We start from the raw sequence: 20,383 nt of genomic DNA, 5'->3' as shown, positions 1-20,383 counted from the left end.
GAATAGATATGAGTAAGATTCTAATCATTGATGATGAGGTACAAATCCGTACCCTTCTGACACGGATGATGGAGTTGGAGGGATATGACGTCTGTCAGGCTGGTGATTGCAGGGCTGCCCTGAAGCAACTGGAACTCCAAAATCCCGATGTAGTTTTGTGTGATGTGTTTCTGCCCGATGGAAATGGGGTAGACCTGGTGTTGGCTATCAAGAAGGCGGCACCCAATGTGGAAGTTATTCTGCTGACAGCGCACGGCAATATTCCCGATGGGGTGCAGGCCATCAAGAACGGTGCTTTCGACTACATCACCAAGGGAGACGATAATAACAAGATTATTCCTCTGATAAGCCGTGCTGTAGAGAAAGCGCGTATGAATGTGCGGTTGGAAAAACTGGAGAAGAAGGTGGGACAGACGTACTCTTTTGATTCTATCCTGGGAGAATCAAAAGTCCTGAAGGATGCTGTTTCATTAGCTCAGAAGGTGTCAGGGACTGATGTTCCTGTACTGTTGACTGGAGAAACGGGCACGGGTAAGGAGGTATTTACCCAGGCCATCCATTACAGTAGTAAGCGTGCACGGCAGAATTTTGTAGCGGTTAACTGTTCTTCGTTCAGCAAGGAGTTGCTGGAAAGTGAAATGTTCGGTCATAAAGCCGGTTCGTTTACCGGCGCATTGAAGGATAAGAAGGGACTGTTCGAGGAAGCGAATAATGGGACTATTTTTTTGGATGAAATCGGTGAGATGGCGTTTGAACTGCAAGCCAAGTTGCTGCGTATTCTTGAAACCGGTGAGTATATTAAGATAGGTGATACGAAACCTACCCGTGTCAATGTCCGCATCATTGCCGCTACGAACCGCAACTTGTCCCAGGAGATTGTTGCCGGACGTTTCCGCGAGGATTTGTTTTATAGATTAAGCGTATTTCAGATACATCTGCCGCCATTGCGCGAACGTGCAGGTGATATCCGGCTGTTGGCGAAGGCTTTTATAAAGAGTTTTGCGGAACAGCTGGCGCGTCCGGTGGTTGAAATAGCTCCCGCATTTCTTGAAGCATTGGACTCCCAACCGTGGAAGGGAAATATTCGTGAATTACGTAACGTGATAGAACGCAGTATGATTGTTTGCGAGAGCGGATATCTGGACATTGCTGATTTGCCGTTTGATATTCAGAATGCCCATTATGAACACTCCAATGATTCAAGTCCCGGCAGTTTTGAACTTTCAGCTATGGAACGCCGGCACATTGCCCGTGTACTGGAGTATACAAAGGGGAATAAGACAGAAGCAGCCCGGTTATTGAAAATAGGTTTGACGACGTTGTATCGGAAGATTGAGGAATACAAGATCTCAGATCTATAATAGGGGGCTCAGTATACGACTGAGGTACCTTCGATATAGGACCGTGGCAAGATTATTCTTGAAACAGGCTTAGAAGCAGAAAGTGCCTATGGGCTAAAACATATCAAAACAGGTTGCACCTTTTCATTTTGAAAGGGTGCAACCTGTTTCTTTTTATACTTGTTTAGTATGTATTCTGTTGATAATTAATGGTGTATGGTATATGCGCTCTTTTTGGCACATATTTGGCACATTCCTGGCAGACAAAAATATGTAGTAACATTTTAAAAGGTAAAAACATGGGAATAACAGTATCATTTATTTTTTGCCTATTGAGCGGTTTGTTCGCCTTTTGGCTTTTCTGGAAATGCGTAGATTGGTTTGAGAAGATTTAAAAGAGAGAATTATGTACACAGCTTTATTTGTATTAGGTATTGTAATGTTCGGGTATCTGACTTATGTGCTGATAAGACCCGAAAAGTTTTAATGAATGGAGAGTGGAGAAATGAACACTGAAATTTTAGGTGTAGCCTTGCAGATTGTTCTGCTGATTGTGATATCCTATCCTCTGGGAAAGTATATTGCCAAGGTTTACAAAGGCGAAAAGACATGGTCGGATTTCATGAAGCCGGTCGAGAGATTGATTTATAAAGTGGCCGGAGTCAATCCGGAGGAAGAGATGAACTGGAAACAGTTCTTGAAAGCCCTGCTGATTCTGAATGCCTTTTGGTTTGTATGGGGCATGGTGCTACTCTGTACACAGCAGTGGTTGCCGTTAAATCCGGATGGAAACGCTAACCAGACACCGGATCTGGCATTCAATACATGTATCAGTTTTATGGTGAACTGTAATTTGCAGCATTATTCCGGTGAAAGCGGACTGACATATTTTACACAGTTGTTCGTCATTATGTTGTTCCAATTCATTACCGCCGCTACCGGTATGGCAGCTATGGCAGGTATCATGAAGGGTATGGCTGCTAAATCGACGAAGACTATCGGTAACTTCTGGAAGTTCTTGGTTTTGAGCTGTACCCGTGTATTATTACCGCTTTCGTTGATTGTGGGCTTCATCCTCATTCTACAAGGTACTCCGATGGGATTTGATGGTAAGCTGGAAGTTCAGACGATGGAAGGACAAACCCAGTTGGTTTCACAAGGTCCTACGGCAGCGATTGTTCCTATCAAGCAATTGGGTACGAACGGTGGCGGTTACTTTGGATGTAACTCTTCACATCCGTTGGAAAATCCTACTTACTTGACAGATATTGCAGAATGTTGGTCTATCCTAATTATACCAATGTCTATGGTGATTGCACTCGGCTTTTACATCAAACGTAAGAAGATGGCTTACTCTATCTATAGTGTAATGCTTTTTGCTTTTCTTGTCGGTGTTTGCATCAATGTTTCGCAGGAGATGGGAGGTAATCCGCGCATTGATGAGATGGGAATTGCTCAAGACAATGGAGCAATGGAAGGTAAAGAAGTCCGTTTAGGGTCTGCTGCTACTGCTCTTTGGAGTATTGTGACTACAGTTACTTCCAATGGCTCTGTGAATGGTATGCATGATTCAACGATGCCTCTTTCCGGTATGATGGAAATGCTGAACATGCAGATTAATACGTGGTTTGGAGGTGTGGGTGTAGGTTTCATGAACTATTATACATTCATCATTATCGCCGTATTCATCAGTGGACTGATGGTGGGACGTACTCCGGAATTTCTCGGTAAGAAGGTAGAGGCGCGTGAAATGAAGATTGCTACCATTGTGGCACTGCTTCATCCGCTTATCATCTTGGGCGGTGTGGCACTTTCTTGCTTTTTGTTCGCTCATTATCCTGAATTTGTGGCAGGTGAAGGCGGCTGGTTGAATAATCCCAGTTTCCACGGACTGAGTGAGCAGCTTTATGAATATACTTCGGCTGCGGCCAATAATGGTTCTGGCTTCGAAGGATTGGGCGACAATACTTACTTCTGGAACTATACTACCGGCTGGACGCTGATTTTAGGACGTTTCCTGCCTATCGTAGGTCAGGTAGCCATTGCTGGTCTGTTGGCCGGAAAGAAATATGTTCCGGAGAGTGCCGGTACGCTGAAGACAGATACAGTAACTTTCGGTGTGATGACTTTTGCCGTTATCTTTATTGTGGCTGCCTTGTCATTCTTCCCGGCACATGCATTGAGTACGATTGCTGAACATTTCAGTTTGTAATAGTAGTTTGTAAAAAGTAATTTCATAGGTATGAAAGATAATAAATCAGCTTCTCTGTTTCAGAAGGAGCAAGTAATGGAAAGTTTGAAGCAATCATTCGTGAAGCTAAATCCACGGGTGATGATAAAGAATCCGATTATGTTTACGGTGGAAGTCGTAACGGTTGTCATGCTGATTGTCTGTTTCCTTTCATTGGGTACTTCGGAATATGGAGCATTCGGATATAATTTATTGGTATTCATCATCTTGTTTGTGACGTTACTGTTTGCTAATTTTGCTGAAGCCATCGCTGAAGCTCGTGGTAAGGCCCAAGCTGACAGTTTGCGTAAAACCCGTGAAGAGACTCCTGCTAAAGTGTTGGTTGACGGTAAAATCCATACCGTTAGCAGTTCACGTTTGAAGAAAGGTGACTATTTTATTTGTGAAGCAGGAGATACGATTCCTGCCGACGGTGAGATTGTGGAAGGTTTGGCCTCCATTGACGAAAGTGCCATTACCGGTGAATCTGCTCCGGTTATCCGTGAGGCCGGTGGTGACAAGAGTTCCGTAACTGGTGGTACAAAAGTTCTTTCTGATAAAATCAAGGTATTGGTGACGCAGCAACCGGGTGAGAGCTTTCTTGACAAGATGATTGCTTTGGTAGAAGGCGCTACTCGCCAGAAGACTCCGAACGAAATAGCATTGACTATTCTTCTGGCTGGTTTCACTTTGGTATTCGTTATTGTATGTGTAACGTTGATTCCTATGGCTGATTATACGAATATTGACCATCCGGGAACTTATATCTCCATTGCAGCCATCATATCTTTGTTTGTCTGCTTGATACCGACTACTATCGGCGGACTGCTTTCTGCCATCGGCATTGCTGGGATGGACCGTGCTTTGCGCGCTAATGTAATTACAAAATCCGGTAAGGCGGTAGAAACAGCCGGTGACATTGATACCTTGTTGCTAGACAAGACTGGCACCATTACAATCGGTAACCGTAAAGCTACTAAGTTTCATTCGGCTTCGGGTGTTGACGAGAATTTGTTCGTAGAGGCTTGCTTGTTGTCCTCACTTTCTGACGAGACTCCGGAGGGTAAGTCTATCATTGAACTGGGACGTGAAAACGGTCATCGTATGCGTGATTTGAATACTACCGGTGCTCATATGATTAAGTTTACAGCCGAAACAAAATGTTCGGGTGTGGATTTGCAGGATGGTACTCAGATACGTAAAGGCGCCTTCGACGCTATTCGCAAGATTGTGGAAAATGCCGGAAACAAGTTCCCGAAAGAGATTGAAGAGGTGATTGCTGTAATTACCAGCAACGGTGGAACTCCGTTGGTAGTATGTGTCAATCAGAGGGTTACCGGGGTAATCGAGTTGCAGGATATTATCAAACCGGGTATTCAGGAACGTTTTGAGCGTCTTCGCAAGATGGGTGTGAAAACTGTGATGGTGACCGGTGACAACCCTTTGACAGCCAAATACATCGCAGAGAAAGCTGGAGTGGATGATTTCATTGCTGAAGCCAAGCCGGAAGACAAGATGGAATATATTAAAAAAGAACAGCAGGCCGGTAAGCTGGTGGCTATGATGGGTGACGGTACAAACGACGCTCCCGCCCTTGCACAAGCTAATGTGGGGGTGGCGATGAACAGCGGTACGCAGGCAGCCAAAGAAGCCGGTAATATGGTGGACCTTGACAACGACCCGACGAAGCTGATTGAAATTGTGGAGATTGGCAAACAGTTGTTGATGACACGCGGTACGTTGACTACCTTCTCCATTGCGAACGACGTTGCCAAGTACTTTGCCATTATCCCTGCTTTGTTTATGGTAGCCATCCCTCAGTTGGCTCCTCTGAACATTATGGGACTGTATAGCCCTGAAACGGCCATTCTCTCGGCTGTCATATTCAACGCTATCATCATTCCTATCTTGATTCCGTTGGCTTTGAAAGGTGTTCAGTATAAGCCAATCGGTGCCAGTGCATTGCTTCGTCGCAACCTGCTGATTTATGGTGTGGGCGGTGTCATCGCTCCGTTTGTCGGCATCAAACTGATAGATATGATAGTTAGTCTGTTTTTTTAAAACTTGGATAAAATGAAAACTCTTTGGAAATCATTTAAAATAACAATTGCATTTTGCATATTTTTCTCTCTGTTCTATATCCTTGTCTTGTGGATATTTGCACAGTTCGCCGGTCCCAACAAGGGAAATGCAGAGGTGGCAACCCTCAATGGTAAAGTGGTAGGTGCTGCCAATGTAGGCCAGATGTTTACGCAAGATATTTATTTTTGGGGACGCCCGTCTGCGGGTGATTATACAGCCGATGCTTCGGGTGGTAGTAACAAGGGGCCTACGAACGATGAATACCTGGCAGAAGTGGAAGCCCGTATCGATACTTTTCTGGTACATCATCCTTATCTGAGCCGCAAGGATGTGCCTGCTGAAATGGTAACCGCCAGTGGTTCCGGTCTAGACCCACATATCACACCTGCTTGTGCTTATGTACAAGTGAAGCGTGTGGCTCAGGCACGTGGCATGAACGAGGCTGAAGTGAAAGCCATTGTAGACAAGAACATCAGCAAACCCTTTTTAGGACTGTTTGGTACGGAAACTGTAAACGTGCTGAAACTGAACATTGCATTAGAAGGAGTCGATCAGAATAAATAATTTTTTTAGTTGTGTTTGTCATGTGTTATGGGCAGGAACGGAAGTATTTCTGTTCAGGCAGTGAAAGGCTGTCATTTTACAGGGGGAGCCGAAACTTCCTTCCTGCCTTTCAACGATTGATTAGTAATGGTAAATAAATAGTTGGATATGAAAAGTCTAAAAATATCAATTTTAGTTTTTGTGAGTATGGTGGCTGCTTGTTTTATAGGAATTGGCAAAGTGCAGGCTCAAGAATTTACAATACAAGGTGATTTGGTCAGTTCTTATGTTTGGCGTGGCTTTTACCAGACGGGAGTCAGTTTTCAGCCTACTTTGGGTTTTGGGGTCGGTGATTTTTCTCTGACAGCATGGGGTTCTACCGATTTTGACGGAGCTTCTTCAGGAGAAGGGGCTGCGGCTAAGGAGATTGATTTGACCGCTGCCTATGCTTTTGGAGAATCAGGTCTGACTTTTTCTGTTGCCAGCTTGTGGTGGGGCGGACAAGGAGCAAGAAAGTATTTTAATTTTAAGAGCCACGAAACAGCTCATCACTTTGAAGCGGGATTAGCTTATACATTGCCGGTTGAAAAGTTTCCTTTGTCAATCGCTTGGTATACTATGTTTGCCGGAGCTGACAAAGATGACAAAGGCAGGCAGAATTATTCTTCGTATGTTGAACTCAACTATCCGTTCAGTGTTAAGTCTGTAGATTTGAACCTGACTTGCGGATTTCTGCCTTATGAAGCTGGGGTAGGAGTATATGGCGTTCCTAACAGCGGGTTTGCCGTAACCAATGTGGCACTGAAAGGTATTACGGAAATCAAGATTACTGACAGTTTCTCAATACCTGTATTTGCACAAGCCATTTGGAACCCTCGTATGGAAGATGCACATCTGGTATTCGGCTTTACTTTAAGGCCATGATTTATTTAGATATAACTTTAGAACTCATGAATTAGTGTTGGATGCCCGTGGCGGTCGTGATGATCGTTACGGGTTATATGGCATATATAAGACAAGTAAAAAAACAGAAGAAATGAGTAGGGAAGAAAGCGTACAGCATTTTCTTGATTTGATTAAAAAGTCGCGGCGTGGCAAGTTCAAAGTCTACATCGGCATGATTGCTGGTGTAGGTAAATCTTATCGTATGCTTCAGGAAGCACACGAGTTACTTGACAACGGAGTAGATGTGAAGATAGGCTATATAGAGACACACGGGCGTGCCGGTACGGATGCTATGTTGGAAGGATTGCCCGTTGTTCCTCGTCGTAAGATATTCTATAAAGGGAAAGAGCTGGAAGAAATGGATTTGGATGCCATTATCCAGATACACCCTGAGATAGTAGTGGTGGATGAACTGGCACATACCAATGTGGAAGGTAGCCGGAATGAGAAACGCTGGCAGGATGTGATGGATTTGCTTGATGAGGGTATCAATGTGATTTCTGCCGTTAACATCCAGCACATTGAGAGTGTCAATGAAGAAGTACAAGGCATCTCGGGTATTGAGGTGAAGGAACGTATTCCCGATAGCGTTTTGCAAGAGGCAGATGAGGTGGTGAATATTGACTTGACTGCGGAAGAATTGATAGCCCGTCTGAAAGCTGGAAAAATTTACAAGCCGGAAAAGGTCTCTACTGCCTTGAACAATTTCTTTAAAACGGAAAATATTCTCCAATTACGTGAACTGGCTTTAAAAGAGGTGGCTTTACGGGTGGAAAAGAAAGTGGAGAATGAAGTGGTTACCAGTGTGGGAGTCCGTCATGAGAGATTTCTGGCATGTATCAGCAGCAACGAGAAAACACCACGACGCATCATTCGTAAAGCTGCACGTCTGGCAACCCGCTACAATACTTCGTTTGTTGCCCTTTATGTGCAGACTCCCAGAGAAAGTACTGACCGCATCGGTCTGGCAAATCAAAGGTATTTATTGAACCACTTCAAATTGGTGACCGAACTGGGAGGGGAGGTCGTTCAGGTGCAATCGCCGGATGTGCTGGGAAGCATTGTTGATACTTGTAGGGAGAAACAGATAACAACTGTCTGCATGGGAAGTCCGTCACTTTCTTTTCCGAAATCATTGTTCATGATATTGAAATACCGAAAATTTGTGCGTGATTTGGCACAAGTAAACATAGATTTGATTATACTTGCATAATATTAATTCTTAGGAACATTATGAATATTCGTACAAAATTGATACTCAGCGTAGGGGTATTGGCTGGAATGATTATTTTGTTGGTTGCTCTTTCTGTGGTGAATCTACAGATACTGACGGCTACAGAGCCGGATAGTCCTGCTGCTGTACCGGGATTGCAACGTGCATTGCTCTGGATTTCTGTGATAGGTGGGGTATGTATTTTTGCCAGTATCATATTGTTGGTATGGCTTCCCCGTTCCATCAGCAAACCTATTCAAGAACTGACGCGTGGGATTCTTGAAATAGCGAACCATAATTATGAGAAACGTCTGGATATGAGTGGACGCGAGGAATTTCGTGAAGTGGCTGATAGTTTTAATCGGATGGCGGAACGACTGACGGAGTATCGCGCCAGTACGCTGAACGACATACTTTCTGCTAAGAAATTTCTTGAGGCTATTGTGAATAGTATTGATGAACCTATTATTGGTTTGAACCGTAATAGGGAAATTCTCTTTATCAATAATGAGGCTTTAACTGTGCTGAATTTAAAACGGGAAGAGGTAATTCGCCGTTCGGCTGAGGAGCTTTCTTTGAAGAATGATTTGCTCCGCCGTTTAGTTCGTGAATTGGTAAATCCGGGTGAAAAGAAAGAACCGTTGAAGATTTATGCAGACAATAAGGAGAGTTACTTTAAAGCTTCTTACATTACCATTATAAATGCAGAGGCTGATGATGACGAACCTCATAATCTTGGCGATGTGATTTTACTGAAAAATATTACAGAATTCAAAGAATTGGATAGTGCCAAGACTACTTTTATCTCGACTATTTCTCATGAACTGAAAACGCCTATATCCGCTATTCTGATGAGTCTGCAGTTGTTGGAGGACAAACGGGTAGGGGTGTTGAACGACGAGCAGGAGCAATTATCGAACAGCATTAAGGAAAATGCTGATCGCCTTCTTGGGATTACCGGAGAACTACTGAACATGACGCAGGTAGAAGCCGGTAAACTGCAGATGATGCCTAAAATAACAAAGCCCATTGAACTGATAGAGTATGCCATCAAGGCTAATCAGGTACAGGCTGATAAATTCGGCATTCAGATAGAAGTGGAGTATCCGGAAGAAAAAATGCCTAAATTGTTTGTCGATAGCGAAAAGATTGCTTGGGTACTCACCAATTTGTTGAGTAATGCTATCCGCTATTCCAAAGAGAACGGGAGGGTGGTTATCGGCGCCAAGCATGACGAGGATTTTGTGGAAATGTATGTGCAGGATTTTGGAAAAGGTATCGACCCGCGTTATCACCAGAGCATTTTTGACCGTTATTTCCGAGTGCCGGGCACTAAAGTGCAAGGTAGTGGCTTAGGACTTTCCATTTCGAAAGACTTTGTGGAAGCGCATGGCGGTACACTGACTGTTCAGAGTGAGCTGGGTAAGGGGAGCCGCTTCGTTATCCGGTTGAAAGCGTAACGTTTTCTATTTTTTGCGGTACTGTTGCGGAGACATGCCTGTTTGTTTCTTGAAAAATGTACCAAAATAAGAAGCATTGGGAAAATTGAAGAAATCGGCGATTTCCTGGATATTTTTCTGGGTGTTCTTGAGTAGTGAGATGCTTTTGCGGATGATGGATTTGAATATCAGTTCCTGCACGGTGAATCCGCAGACGGACTTGGATAGTGCAGAGAGGTATTTGGGTGATAAGCAGAGTTTGTCTGCATAAAACTCTACACCGCGTTCTTCCGTGTAGTGCGCATCTATCAACTGAATCAGCCGGATAAAAATTTCATGTTTGTGGCCAACCGTTGTTTTAAGGTTCATCAGTTTACGGTTGTAAATGGAACAGATGCGGTATGTGAGTCCCAGCAGAAGCAGCCTTTGTTCGTTGTCGTTGAAGGTGTTGTTGTCTAAGTGCAGGGTATTGTCCAGTAAGGACATGTATTTCAGGACTTCTTCTTCGTCTCCGGTGTTCCATACGTAGCATGGTTCGGTCCGGAGCTGCATGTATAGGTACATGGTTGCCACTGAATTGCCTATGATGTCCCTTATCGGTTCTATCTGGTAAATGAATATGAATAGTTGCAGGTCTTCCGATTCGCTCAGCACTTGGAAGAGGGAATCTTCCGGAATGAAAACTGTTTCGCCTGCCTGGGCCGAGAATACCTTCATGTTGAGCGAAAAGGTGAAGTTGCCCTGGCGGCAGACCATCAGTCCTGCTCCATTAATCATGAAAGGTTTCTTCAAGGAGGCAGGGAAGGAGCAGAGCATACCTTCTGAACTACAAATGTTTTCTCCGTTGGACAATGCGCGGTCCAAGTGGGATAAACGTTCTTGTTGAGTATCCATAACAGACAAAATTACAGGTTGTACCGAAAATTGTCTGCTAAGTTAGTAATTTTCGTTTAGGATACCGCACGACAAGCACAAATATCATGCAAATCAGGCAGGCATAGAGTGTCCATCCTGCCATTTCCTTTACAGCAGAGAGGGTGGCCTGCACCTGGATGCGTCCTTTGGTGGATATGGCAGCCATGTTGATTGCTTCTTGTTTGCTTTTTCCCTGATATTGCATGCCTTGTACGGTTTGGGTAAACGAGGCGGACGCTTCGGGGTGCAACATGTCTACATTCTGTGCATAGCGGGTGACGTAGTGCTGCTGGCGTTCTTGCAGCACATTCGTATAGAGTGCGGCTCCGATGCAGGGAGCCAATACCATGCGTACGGTAATCATGGTACATATCCAGGAAGAAAGATATTTGTAAGGCATGCGTTGGGTGGCGTAGGTTGGAATCAGCGAGTAGAGGAACATCATGCCGGTGGAGCGGATGATGACCGGATATTTCATCCGTTCGTACAGTCCTGCACCTTGTACCTCGAAATACATGAACATGGCAGAAAGCCCCAATAGAAGGAAACCGGCGGCAAAGAGATATTTGAAGTGTACGCCTTTCACGCTGAGCCAGATGGTGGCAATGCCGCCGATGAGGTAGCCCAGCATGGACCAGTTGCCCAAGGTGGCGTTTTGGAAGTTGTCCAGCTTCATGCCTATGCCCGTGAATACGTTGACAAACATGGCGCTGGAATTCAGTACCATTAACAGAAAATAGAATAGGAAACCCATACGGATGGTGCGCAGTTTGAATACATCGAGTTGATAGTAAGGATTGCGCTGGGTGGACTCGATGTAGAGGAATATGCCACCGGCAATGATGGCGCAGGCTGTGGCCCATTGTATGGTTGGGTTGTCGTACCAGTCGAGCACTTTGCCATAAGTAAGCACATAGGTAATGCAGGCCAGAGTGATGCAGAAGACGGAGGCATTGCCGAACTGCTTGAGGTTGATGGGGAAGCGGCGGGTGGTATATTTATGATAAGGCATAGTGATGAATGTGATGAGGATGCAAAGTAATAGTAGCCCCATCATAAAGTAGTGTATGTACTGCCATTCGTACTCAAAGGCGAGCCAGGCGGTGAGCGAGGTTCCCAATTGTCCCAGTACCATGAAGAATAGGTAGATGGCAGGTTGTGCCGCACTCCGTTCGATGTCCAGCTTGTCCCAGCCTTCGCCGGTTACAGGCTCGTTGCCGGGTGTAATCTTATCGTACGCTTCGATATGCCCTGCATACTTTATGAGGGTGAAGAGGTTGACCATCATCAGTACCATTCGTAGGAATCCCATAAAGATGCTGCATAGTGCCAGCAGGAAAACACTGTCTGTCTTGGCACAGATATAACTGAAGATGTACATCAGGGAGAATCCTGCCAGACACATCATTTTCTGCCGGCGTATGACTACCAGCCTATACAGAAAAGGGCAGAATGCTGCCATGCCAATAGAAGTGGCGAAGTTGGCAAACTGGATATGCTCGGAAATGATGCCGAGTTCGCTCATCATTTCGGTGCTTGCCACCGAGTAGGTACCGCCCACAGTCAGTATCGGCAAAAAGAATACGAATAGGATGATGATACCTACCGGTTTGGGTACCCAGTTGTAGAAAGGATAGTTCTTGGGGTATGAGGGCATGGGGATAAGGGTTAAGGGGTTAGGGATTAAGGGTTAAAGATTAAGGATTAGGGGGTAAGGATTAAGGAGTTGGTTGCCTTAATCCCTAACCTCTAATCCTTAATCCCTATTTTTTTGTTTTCGCTTTGACTATTACCATCATACCGGCGGCAAGGCTACTGTTGTCTTCTTTAGACAAATCGGTAAAGTCGATGCGGACTGGGATGCGTTGCTGTATCTTCACGAAGTTGCCGGCAGAATTATCCGTGGGCACTAGGGAATATTTGGAGCCGGTGGCTCCGGAGATGGCAGTGATTTTTCCTTTGAATTCTTTGTCGCTGATGGCATCGACGGTAATGACTACTTCTTGTCCCAAGTGCAGATTCTCAATCTGGGTTTCCTTGTAGTTGGCTATAATCCACTTTTGTGTGTCAGGCAGAATGTAGGTGATGGTTTGTCCGGCAGTGATGAATTGTCCTTCTTCAAGAGTACGCCGCCCCAATTTCCCATCACAAGGAGCTACTACTACGGTGTAGGAGAGATTCAGTCGTGCCATTTCGAGTGCGGCTGTTGCCCGTTGTATGGCAGCTTCGGTATTTTCACGGCGATGTGACACTTCGTTCACACCCGACAAGGCAGCTTTCTGTTGTCGTTTCACGGCTTCCAACTTCTTGTGGGTAGCTGCATATTCGGTTTCTATCTGTTCCAATTGAATGGGGGTGGCAGCGTTTCTCTTCACCAGATTCTGGTATCGTTGGCGGTCTTTCTCCAGCTTGGTAAGGCGGATTTCTATCTCTGCTATGGAGGCGTCGTAGACAGAGGCTGTAGTTTGCGTGGTTTGTAGTGTGGCACCAATGACTGTGGCACCGGCTTGTGCATCCTTGAGTGCAGCTTCAGCTTCCATGACTCTGATTTTATATTCCCGGTCGTCCAATATAAGTAAGGTATCTCCTTTGTGTACTTCTTGGTGTTCTGTGAAACAAATTTTCTTGATATATCCTGATGCGCGCAGATTGACGGGAGATATGTATTGTTCAATCTGTGCATCATTACTGGTTTCCGTCCGTTTGTAGTTCAAAAAGAGGCAGACCACTTGAATAATTCCCCAGATAAGGATAGCTATTCCTAATAGGCTGACAACGATTTGCCAACGGCGAAGCTTCTTCAATTTCCGTGCTTTTTCTTGGTGGGTACTTGCGGTGTTATTGTTCTCTTTTGTTTCCATATTTTCTATATTATATTGTTTACTTATTATATATACATCCGTCCTTGAATACGGGCTCTATTCATCTTCCTCTTTAATGAATTGAGGGGCTCAACGTCTCCAACTGTCCCGTCAGCTTCAGCAAAGTCAGATTGGTTATCCGGTAATTGTAGTGGGCACTGATATAGTTGTTTTGGGCTTCGCTCATCCGCATTTCGTCCTGCAACACTTCGGTCATTGAGGCGATTCCTTCCCGATAACGGTCCATGGTAACGGTATATACATCTTCAGCAAGCAGATAATTGTCCTTCTGCTTCTTAAAGTTACGCTGGCTGTTCATCAGGTCATTGGTAGCATTCAGATATTGTGTCTGAAGATTTTTTCGGGTATTCTCTTGAGCGAGTTTGATGTTCTCTATGTCAATGGTTGCCTTACGCATCTTGTAGCGTTTGTCCAGTCCGTCGAAAATGGGAATGCGCAAGGAGAGTCCCACTCCATAGGAGCGATACCAATGGTTGGAAGGGCCGGAATGGAACCAATGGTAAGCTTTGTCCGTATAGGCAGAGAACATCCAGCTTCCCGTCAAGCTCAAGGAGGGGATGTAACCGTTGCTGACTATTGTTTTTTGTTGCTCTGCGAGTTGTTTCTGTGATTGCAGCAGCTGTAGTTCATATAGTGTTTCAGATAGCCCGGTGAGTGCTGCGGGCGTAATCATTTCTGTATTCACCGGTACCAGTGCTATATTTTCTTCTGCCGGATAGTCGATGATGTATTTCAGTAGGTTCAGTTGCTGTTCCATCATGGCTTGTGCGTTGTCGTGTTGCACCTTGAGGTTCTCCAGGTTGATGTTGACGCGTTTCACATCTACTTCCATAGCCATACCGTTGTCATAGAAGGCCTGAGTGATATCTCTCAACTCTTCTAGGCGAGTGATGTTGGCTTTTATCAAAATAATCTGTTCAGCTGTAACCTGTCCTAGGTAGTACATTTGACTAATTTGAAGGATGAGGTCTTCTCTTGCCTTTTCATAAGAAAGGCGATTCATCTCATCCATGGTTTTAGCTATGGACAGAGTGGTGTAGAGTGTTTGGTTATAAAGTGGTATCTGCAGCTGTAATCCGAAGTTGGCGTTGTATTGTAAGGTTTGGGTTACATTGTAGGGATTGCCGTACGCTGAGCCGTCAGTGACGGATACGGGTGGATCGATGTTGTCGTTATAGTTGGCAAAACCATTGATTTGGGGCAGCAGTTTGGCTCGATTCTCAGAGATGCCGTATTTCCCTTTTTGTATTTCCTTCCGTTTGCTTTGCAAGGACAAGTTGTTTTCGATACCTATTTTGAGGCAGTCCTCCAAGGTTAGGGTATCTTGTGCTCTTGTACCTAGTGCAAGCAGACACAGAAAGGAAAATGTGAACAGTTGTCTTTTCATAATAGTCACTTGATATTTGCACACAAAGTTAGTGGCTTAAAATGCAAGAGGACTATCCATATATCAACTGTTTGTATTCATATTTTCCTTTTTACTATAATTTGAAAACAAACCATAGTAAAAAACGAGTATTAAAAACAAAAAAGACCGCCAAGAGTGGAAGCCTCCTAACAGTCTAAATCTTCTTTGTAGCGGGACCCGGGATTGAACCGGGGACCTCATGATTATGAATCATGCGCTCTAACCAGCTGAGCTATCCCGCCATCATTTCTCGATTGCGGGTGCAAAGATATAGCTTTTATTTAAATTGCCAAAACTTTTATGGATATTTTCTGCTTTTTCTTTTGCTGATAGGGTGCTGAAGTGGTTTGCAGTACTTTTTATTAAAAGTCTTTGTATAACATTATCAATGAATTAGGGGTGTATGGAAAGGGAGGTATAAATAAATTTGATGATTTATTTTCTGTAATTAGAAAAAAGTATTTATCTTGGCTGGCGCAATAAAAAGCAGAATAGACTATGGAAAGAAAGAAAATACATTTGGAATATCTCTTGAATGCGACTTCTAAAAGTATTCTTTGGGCAGCGATAAGTACCCCTACTGGTTTGGAGGGCTGGTTTGCTGATAGGGTTCAGTCAGACGATAAAACAGTAACCTTTTTTTGGGGAAAAACAGAAAAACGTGATGCCGAGATTATTGCCGTGCGGGCGTATTCATTCATCCGCTTCCGCTGGCTGGACGATGAGAACGAGCGAGAATACTTTGAACTGAAGATGACAAACAATGAGTTGACCAATGATTTCGTATTGGAGATAACAGACTTTGCCGATATAGACGAGGTGGGTGATTCGCGTGAATTATGGGAATCGCAAGTGGATACTTTGCGAAGAACTTGTGGTTTTTAGTTAACTTTAGATTAAAAATTTCCCGTACTCCCTTTTTTTGTACTACTTTTGTGCTCTCATTGCATGAAACGAGTAAAATGCTGCGCATAAAAAAGTTAGATATATTTGTTTTGAAGAGCTTTTGCATGCTCTTTATGGGTACTTTCTTCATCTGCCTCTTCATCTTTATGATGCAGTTTTTATGGAGGTATGTGGACGAAATGGTAGGAAAAGGATTGGAGATGACTGTCCTTGCACAGTTTTTCTTTTATTCTGCGCTTTCGTTGGTACCTGCGTCGTTGCCGCTGGCTATTCTGCTGGCTGCCCTTATCACCTTTGGAAATTTCGGAGAACGTTTTGAATTACTTGCCATGAAGGCAGCCGGTATTTCTTTATTGAAAATCATGCGGCCCTTGATTATCTTTATTTGTTTCATCTGTTGTGTCTCTTTCTATTTCCAAAATGTCATAGGACCAAAAGCCCAAACAAAATTATGGACTTTGCTTATTTCCATGAAGCAGAAATCTCCCGAAGTGGATATTCCTGAAGGTGTGTTCTACGATGAAATAGATGGTTATAATCTGTATGTGAAGCATAAGAACCGCAAAACTGGTATGCTGTATGACGTACTGATATATAATTTTGAGAAAGGTTTTGAGAATGCTCAAATTATCAAGTCTGATTCGGGACGTCTGGAGATGACGGCTGACAAACAGCATTTATATTTGCATTTATACAGTGGTGAGCAGTTTGAGAATTTGAAATCGCAGAACATGAACCAAAGGAATGTGCCTTACCGGCGTGAGACATTCCGCGAAAAGCATGCAATCATTGAGTTCAATTCGGATTTTAATATGGTGGATGCAGGTATCATGAGTAATCAGTCCAACAGTAAGGATATGAGAATGCTGCAGGCGGATATTGATTCCATGAAATTGCAGAATGACAGTGTGGGACGTGGTTATTATAAAGAAGCTATGGCAGGAACTTATAAGGTGACAGCCAGCTTGTCTAAAGAGGATACATTGAAGATTGAAAAGGCCTATTTAGGTGAGTACAATGTAGACAGCCTCTACAATGTGGCTACACTGATGCAGAAACAGAAGGTTATATCCACGGCCGTCAGCCGTGCAGAGAGTGCGGGGAGTGACTGGAGTTTTAAGAGCTTTAATATATCGCAGACTGAAAGCAGCCTTCGACGGCACATGACTTCCTGGCATGAGAAACTGACTCTTTCTCTGGCATGTCTCATCTTCTTCTTTATTGGTGCGCCACTCGGAGGAATTATCCGTAAAGGAGGCTTGGGAATGCCGGTGGTGGTTTCTGTATTGATTTTTATTATCTATTACATCATCAACAATACGGGGTATAAGATGGCCCGTGACGGACAGTGGGTTGTCTGGATGGGTATGTGGACCAGTACTGCTGTCTTGGCTCCATTGGGTGCGTTCTTGACATATAAATCCAACAATGATTCAGTGGTATTGAATGCTGATGCTTATATAAATTGGTTCAAGAAGGTTGTGGGTATTCGCAGTGTACGCCATCTGTTCCGTAAGGAAGTAATCATTCATGATCCTGATTATACACGTATTCCGGAAGAGCTGAAGGCTTTGTCCGTAGACTGTCGTGAATATGCTGATAGAAAGGGGTTGAAACGTGCTCCCAATTACTTTAAATTGTGGATGACTGATAGCCAGGATGAGGCAGTGGAAGATATTAACGAACGTTTGGAAAGTCTGATAGATGAGATGTCGAATACAAGATCCGTTACTTTGTTGACAGCGCTGAACACCTATCCGGTCATCCCCATCCATGCGCATGTCCGTCCGTTCCGCAATTATTGGTTAAACTTGCTCTGCGGTATTGTTTTCCCGATAGGCTTGTTCTTTTATTTCCGTATCTGGGCATTCCGTATCCGTCTGAATAAGGATATGGAGCGGATTATCAAGACAAATGAAGATGTGATTGGAATTATAGAAAGGGATCAGAATAAATAAAAACAAAATAGATTATGGAAAATGTAAAGTTGAATACGATAGAAGAGGCCATTGAAGACTTCAAAGCCGGTAACTTTGTGATTGTTGTGGATGATGAGGACCGTGAGAATGAGGGTGATTTGATAATTGCAGCTGAAAAGATTACACCGGAGAAAGTAAACTTTATGTTGAAGCATGCCCGTGGTGTGCTTTGTGCTCCAATTACAGTTTCGCGTTGCAAGGAACTGGATTTGCCGCATCAGGTATCGGATAATACTTCTGTATTGGGTACTCCCTTCACTGTTACTATTGATAAATTGGAAGGCTGTAGTACCGGGGTTTCTGCGGCAGACCGCGCTGCTACTATCCAGGCGTTGGCCGATCCGGCTTCTACTCCGGCCACTTTCGGGCGTCCTGGCCACATTAATCCATTGTATGCTCAGGAGAAAGGTGTGTTGCGCCGTGCCGGACATACGGAGGCTACTATTGATATGGCACGTTTGGCTGGACTTTATCCGGCGGGAGCCCTTATGGAAATAATGAATGAGGATGGTACAATGGCCCGTTTGCCCGAATTGCGCAGAATGGCAGATGAATTTGGCTTGAAATTGATTTCTATCCGTGACTTGATTGCCTACCGTTTGAAGCAGGAGTCTATTGTAGAAAAAGGAGTGGAAGTGGATATGCCTACAGACCACGGTCATTTCCGTTTGATTCCTTTCCGCCAGAAGTCGAACGGTTTGGAACATGTAGCTTTGTTCAAGGGTACTTGGGAATTGGATGAACCGATTCTGGTGCGTGTACATTCTTCTTGTGCCACTGGTGATATATTCAATTCCAAACGCTGTGATTGTGGCGAGCAGCTGCATAAGGCAATGGAGATGATAGAGAAAGCCGGTAAGGGGGTAGTTGTATATCTGAATCAGGAAGGTCGCGGCATTGGCCTGATGGAAAAAATGAAAGCATATAAATTGCAGGAAGAAGGCATGGATACTGTGGATGCTAATATTTGCCTGGGACATCTGGCAGACGAGCGTGATTATGGTGTGGGTGCCCAGATTCTTCGTGAGATAGGAGTGCACAAAATGCGGCTGATGACCAATAATCCCGTGAAACGTGTGGGCTTGGAGGCTTACGGTTTGGAAATAACGGAGAACGTAGCTATTGAGACTACTCCGAATCCATACAACGAGCGTTATCTCCGTACCAAGAAAGAACGTATGGGACATACACTTCATTTCAATAAGTAACTGTCTTTTTGTTTTCTTATATCAAAGAAAATCGCTTATTTTGCAACCGGATTTGCGTAACAATCATTAAATAGTAACAAAATGAACCAATTATCAGATCGTTTAAACAGTTTGTCGCCTTCTGCGACACTGGCTATGTCTCAAAAGAGCGCAGAGCTGAAGGCTCAAGGCGTAGACGTAATTAACCTGAGTGTGGGAGAACCGGACTTCAATACTCCCGACCACATTAAAGAGGCTGCGAAAAAGGCGATAGACGATAACTTTTCTCGCTATTCTCCAGTGCCGGGTTATCCTGCCTTACGTAATGCAATTGTAGAGAAGTTGAAGAAGGAAAACGGTCTGGAATATACCGCCGCACAAATTTCTTGCGCCAATGGTGCCAAGCAGTCGGTTTGCAATGCAATCCTGGTATTGGTAAATCCGGGTGACGAAGTAATTGTACCTGCTCCCTATTGGGTCAGTTATCCGGAAATGGTAAAGTTGGCTGAGGGTACGCCGGTTATCGTACCTGCCGGTATCGACCAGGACTTTAAGATAACACCTGCACAGCTGGAGGCTGCCATCACCCCGAAGACAAAGGCGCTGATTCTTTGCTCTCCCTCTAACCCTACGGGTTCGGTGTACAGCAAGGAGGAGTTGGCAGGCCTGGCCGCAGTATTGGCAAAGTATCCGCAGGTTGTTGTGATTGCCGATGAGATTTACGAACATATCAACTATATCGGCAAGCATCAGAGCATAGCACAATTCCCCGAAATGAAAGAGCGTACGGTCATTGTGAATGGTGTTTCCAAAGCATATGCAATGACTGGTTGGCGTATCGGTTTCATTGCAGGTCCGGAATGGCTTGTGAAGGCTTGCAATAAATTGCAGGGACAGTATACTTCCGGTCCTTGTTCTGTATCTCAGAAGGCTGCTGAGGCTGCTTATACGGGTACACAAGTTCCGGTGGAGGAAATGCGCAAGGCTTTCGAGCGTCGTCGTGATTTGATTGTAAAGTTGGCCAAGGAAGTTCCGGGTTTCGAGGTGAATGTACCGGAAGGTGCTTTCTATCTGTTCCCTAAATGCGATTCATTCTTCGGTAAATCTGCCGGAGAACGTAAAATCAATGATTCAGATGATTTGGCCATGTATCTGTTGGAAGTGGCTCATGTGGCTTGCGTAGGTGGTGCTTCTTTCGGAGCTCCCGAATGCATTCGTATGAGTTATGCAACCAGCGATGAAAATATAGTTGAAGCTATCCGTCGTATAAAAGAAGCACTGGCTAATCTGAAGTGATTCTAACTTCTTCTACAA

The 20,383-nt window shown here is 44.4% G+C and carries 16 protein-coding genes and 1 tRNA gene; 12 read left to right on the top strand and 5 right to left on the bottom strand.

What is annotated here, in order from left to right:
* Positions 1 to 8: 8 nt before the first annotated feature.
* From DW947_RS14530 to DW947_RS14495, 8 genes are all read left to right on the top strand, one after another.
* Complete coding sequence (locus tag DW947_RS14530) at positions 9 to 1,361, top strand: sigma-54-dependent transcriptional regulator (RefSeq protein ID WP_117963095.1); 1,353 nt, start codon at positions 9 to 11, stop codon at positions 1,359 to 1,361.
* 385 nt (positions 1,362 to 1,746) lie between these two features.
* Complete coding sequence (gene kdpF, locus DW947_RS22110) at positions 1,747 to 1,827, top strand: K(+)-transporting ATPase subunit F (RefSeq protein ID WP_055305132.1); 81 nt, start codon at positions 1,747 to 1,749, stop codon at positions 1,825 to 1,827.
* A gap of 18 nt (positions 1,828 to 1,845) precedes the next feature.
* Positions 1,846 to 3,552 carry a potassium-transporting ATPase subunit KdpA gene (kdpA, locus tag DW947_RS14520; protein WP_009037805.1) on the top strand — a complete coding sequence of 569 codons (1,707 nt, stop codon included), beginning with the start codon at positions 1,846 to 1,848 and terminating at the stop codon, positions 3,550 to 3,552.
* A 30-nt stretch (positions 3,553 to 3,582) separates the two neighbouring features.
* Positions 3,583 to 5,631: a potassium-transporting ATPase subunit KdpB gene (gene kdpB, locus DW947_RS14515; protein WP_005824707.1), complete on the top strand. Its 2,049-nt coding sequence runs from the start codon at positions 3,583 to 3,585 to the stop codon at positions 5,629 to 5,631.
* Between the two features lie 12 nt (positions 5,632 to 5,643).
* Entirely contained in the window at positions 5,644 to 6,216 is a 573-nt protein-coding gene (locus tag DW947_RS14510; RefSeq protein WP_057281323.1) for a K(+)-transporting ATPase subunit C, read from the top strand.
* 147 nt (positions 6,217 to 6,363) lie between these two features.
* Positions 6,364 to 7,119, top strand: coding sequence for a hypothetical protein (locus DW947_RS14505; protein ID WP_117963097.1), 756 nt, complete (start codon positions 6,364 to 6,366; stop codon positions 7,117 to 7,119).
* Between the two features lie 112 nt (positions 7,120 to 7,231).
* Entirely contained in the window at positions 7,232 to 8,353 is a 1,122-nt protein-coding gene (locus tag DW947_RS14500; RefSeq protein WP_005834862.1) for a sensor protein KdpD, read from the top strand.
* A 20-nt stretch (positions 8,354 to 8,373) separates the two neighbouring features.
* A complete protein-coding gene (locus DW947_RS14495) occupies positions 8,374 to 9,813 on the top strand; it encodes a sensor histidine kinase (protein WP_005824715.1) in 1,440 nt (479 codons plus the stop codon).
* Between the two features lie 6 nt (positions 9,814 to 9,819).
* Here the strand turns inward: DW947_RS14495 and DW947_RS14490 are convergent, their stop codons facing one another.
* The 5 genes from DW947_RS14490 to DW947_RS14470 form a co-directional block, all read right to left on the bottom strand.
* A complete protein-coding gene (locus DW947_RS14490; RefSeq protein WP_034525423.1) occupies positions 9,820 to 10,686 on the bottom strand; it encodes a helix-turn-helix domain-containing protein in 867 nt (288 codons plus the stop codon).
* A gap of 37 nt (positions 10,687 to 10,723) precedes the next feature.
* Positions 10,724 to 12,364, bottom strand: coding sequence for an MFS transporter (locus DW947_RS14485; RefSeq protein ID WP_117963099.1), 1,641 nt, complete (start codon positions 12,362 to 12,364; stop codon positions 10,724 to 10,726).
* A gap of 106 nt (positions 12,365 to 12,470) precedes the next feature.
* On the bottom strand, positions 12,471 to 13,568 hold the full coding sequence (locus tag DW947_RS14480; protein ID WP_009037809.1) for an HlyD family secretion protein: 1,098 nt from the start codon (positions 13,566 to 13,568) through the stop codon (positions 12,471 to 12,473).
* 73 nt (positions 13,569 to 13,641) lie between these two features.
* Entirely contained in the window at positions 13,642 to 14,976 is a 1,335-nt protein-coding gene (locus DW947_RS14475) for a TolC family protein (RefSeq protein ID WP_005824723.1), read from the bottom strand.
* A 189-nt stretch (positions 14,977 to 15,165) separates the two neighbouring features.
* Positions 15,166 to 15,239: transfer RNA gene (locus tag DW947_RS14470), tRNA-Met, on the bottom strand.
* A 256-nt stretch (positions 15,240 to 15,495) separates the two neighbouring features.
* Here DW947_RS14470 and DW947_RS14465 point away from each other — a divergent pair.
* The 4 genes from DW947_RS14465 (at position 15,496) to DW947_RS14450 (ending at position 20,365) form a co-directional block, all read left to right on the top strand.
* A complete protein-coding gene (locus DW947_RS14465; protein ID WP_005824726.1) occupies positions 15,496 to 15,882 on the top strand; it encodes an START-like domain-containing protein in 387 nt (128 codons plus the stop codon).
* Between the two features lie 77 nt (positions 15,883 to 15,959).
* Positions 15,960 to 17,861 (top strand): LptF/LptG family permease, encoded by a 1,902-nt coding sequence (locus DW947_RS14460; protein WP_005824727.1) that lies wholly within the window; start codon positions 15,960 to 15,962, stop codon positions 17,859 to 17,861.
* A gap of 14 nt (positions 17,862 to 17,875) precedes the next feature.
* Positions 17,876 to 19,090, top strand: coding sequence for a bifunctional 3,4-dihydroxy-2-butanone-4-phosphate synthase/GTP cyclohydrolase II (locus DW947_RS14455; RefSeq protein ID WP_005824728.1), 1,215 nt, complete (start codon positions 17,876 to 17,878; stop codon positions 19,088 to 19,090).
* 81 nt (positions 19,091 to 19,171) lie between these two features.
* Complete coding sequence (locus DW947_RS14450) at positions 19,172 to 20,365, top strand: pyridoxal phosphate-dependent aminotransferase (protein ID WP_005834870.1); 1,194 nt, start codon at positions 19,172 to 19,174, stop codon at positions 20,363 to 20,365.
* Positions 20,366 to 20,383: the final 18 nt, after the last annotated feature.

The organism is Bacteroides sp. AM44-19, from assembly GCF_003603395.1.
Classification (GTDB): domain Bacteria; phylum Bacteroidota; class Bacteroidia; order Bacteroidales; family Bacteroidaceae; genus Bacteroides; species Bacteroides uniformis.
The sequence above is the reverse complement of the archived record's forward strand: the minus strand, read 5'-3'. Positions and strand labels throughout refer to the sequence as shown.

Bases quoted from the DNA above. Each gene is read 5' to 3' on its own strand.
- kdpF (WP_055305132.1), top strand. From the start codon at position 1,747: ATGTACACAGCTTTATTTGTATTAGGTATTGTAATGTTCGGGTATCTG.
- kdpA (WP_009037805.1), top strand. From the start codon at position 1,846: ATGAACACTGAAATTTTAGGTGTAGCCTTGCAGATTGTTCTGCTGATT.
- DW947_RS14485 (WP_117963099.1), bottom strand. From the start codon at position 12,364: ATGCCCTCATACCCCAAGAACTATCCTTTCTACAACTGGGTACCCAAA.
- DW947_RS14530 (WP_117963095.1), top strand. From the start codon at position 9: ATGAGTAAGATTCTAATCATTGATGATGAGGTACAAATCCGTACCCTT.
- DW947_RS14475 (WP_005824723.1), bottom strand. From the start codon at position 14,976: ATGAAAAGACAACTGTTCACATTTTCCTTTCTGTGTCTGCTTGCACTA.
- DW947_RS14455 (WP_005824728.1), top strand. From the start codon at position 17,876: ATGGAAAATGTAAAGTTGAATACGATAGAAGAGGCCATTGAAGACTTC.
- DW947_RS14465 (WP_005824726.1), top strand. From the start codon at position 15,496: ATGGAAAGAAAGAAAATACATTTGGAATATCTCTTGAATGCGACTTCT.
- DW947_RS14450 (WP_005834870.1), top strand. From the start codon at position 19,172: ATGAACCAATTATCAGATCGTTTAAACAGTTTGTCGCCTTCTGCGACA.
- DW947_RS14510 (WP_057281323.1), top strand. From the start codon at position 5,644: ATGAAAACTCTTTGGAAATCATTTAAAATAACAATTGCATTTTGCATA.
- DW947_RS14495 (WP_005824715.1), top strand. From the start codon at position 8,374: ATGAATATTCGTACAAAATTGATACTCAGCGTAGGGGTATTGGCTGGA.
- DW947_RS14500 (WP_005834862.1), top strand. From the start codon at position 7,232: ATGAGTAGGGAAGAAAGCGTACAGCATTTTCTTGATTTGATTAAAAAG.
- DW947_RS14460 (WP_005824727.1), top strand. From the start codon at position 15,960: ATGCTGCGCATAAAAAAGTTAGATATATTTGTTTTGAAGAGCTTTTGC.
- DW947_RS14480 (WP_009037809.1), bottom strand. From the start codon at position 13,568: ATGGAAACAAAAGAGAACAATAACACCGCAAGTACCCACCAAGAAAAA.
- kdpB (WP_005824707.1), top strand. From the start codon at position 3,583: ATGAAAGATAATAAATCAGCTTCTCTGTTTCAGAAGGAGCAAGTAATG.
- DW947_RS14490 (WP_034525423.1), bottom strand. From the start codon at position 10,686: ATGGATACTCAACAAGAACGTTTATCCCACTTGGACCGCGCATTGTCC.
- DW947_RS14505 (WP_117963097.1), top strand. From the start codon at position 6,364: ATGAAAAGTCTAAAAATATCAATTTTAGTTTTTGTGAGTATGGTGGCT.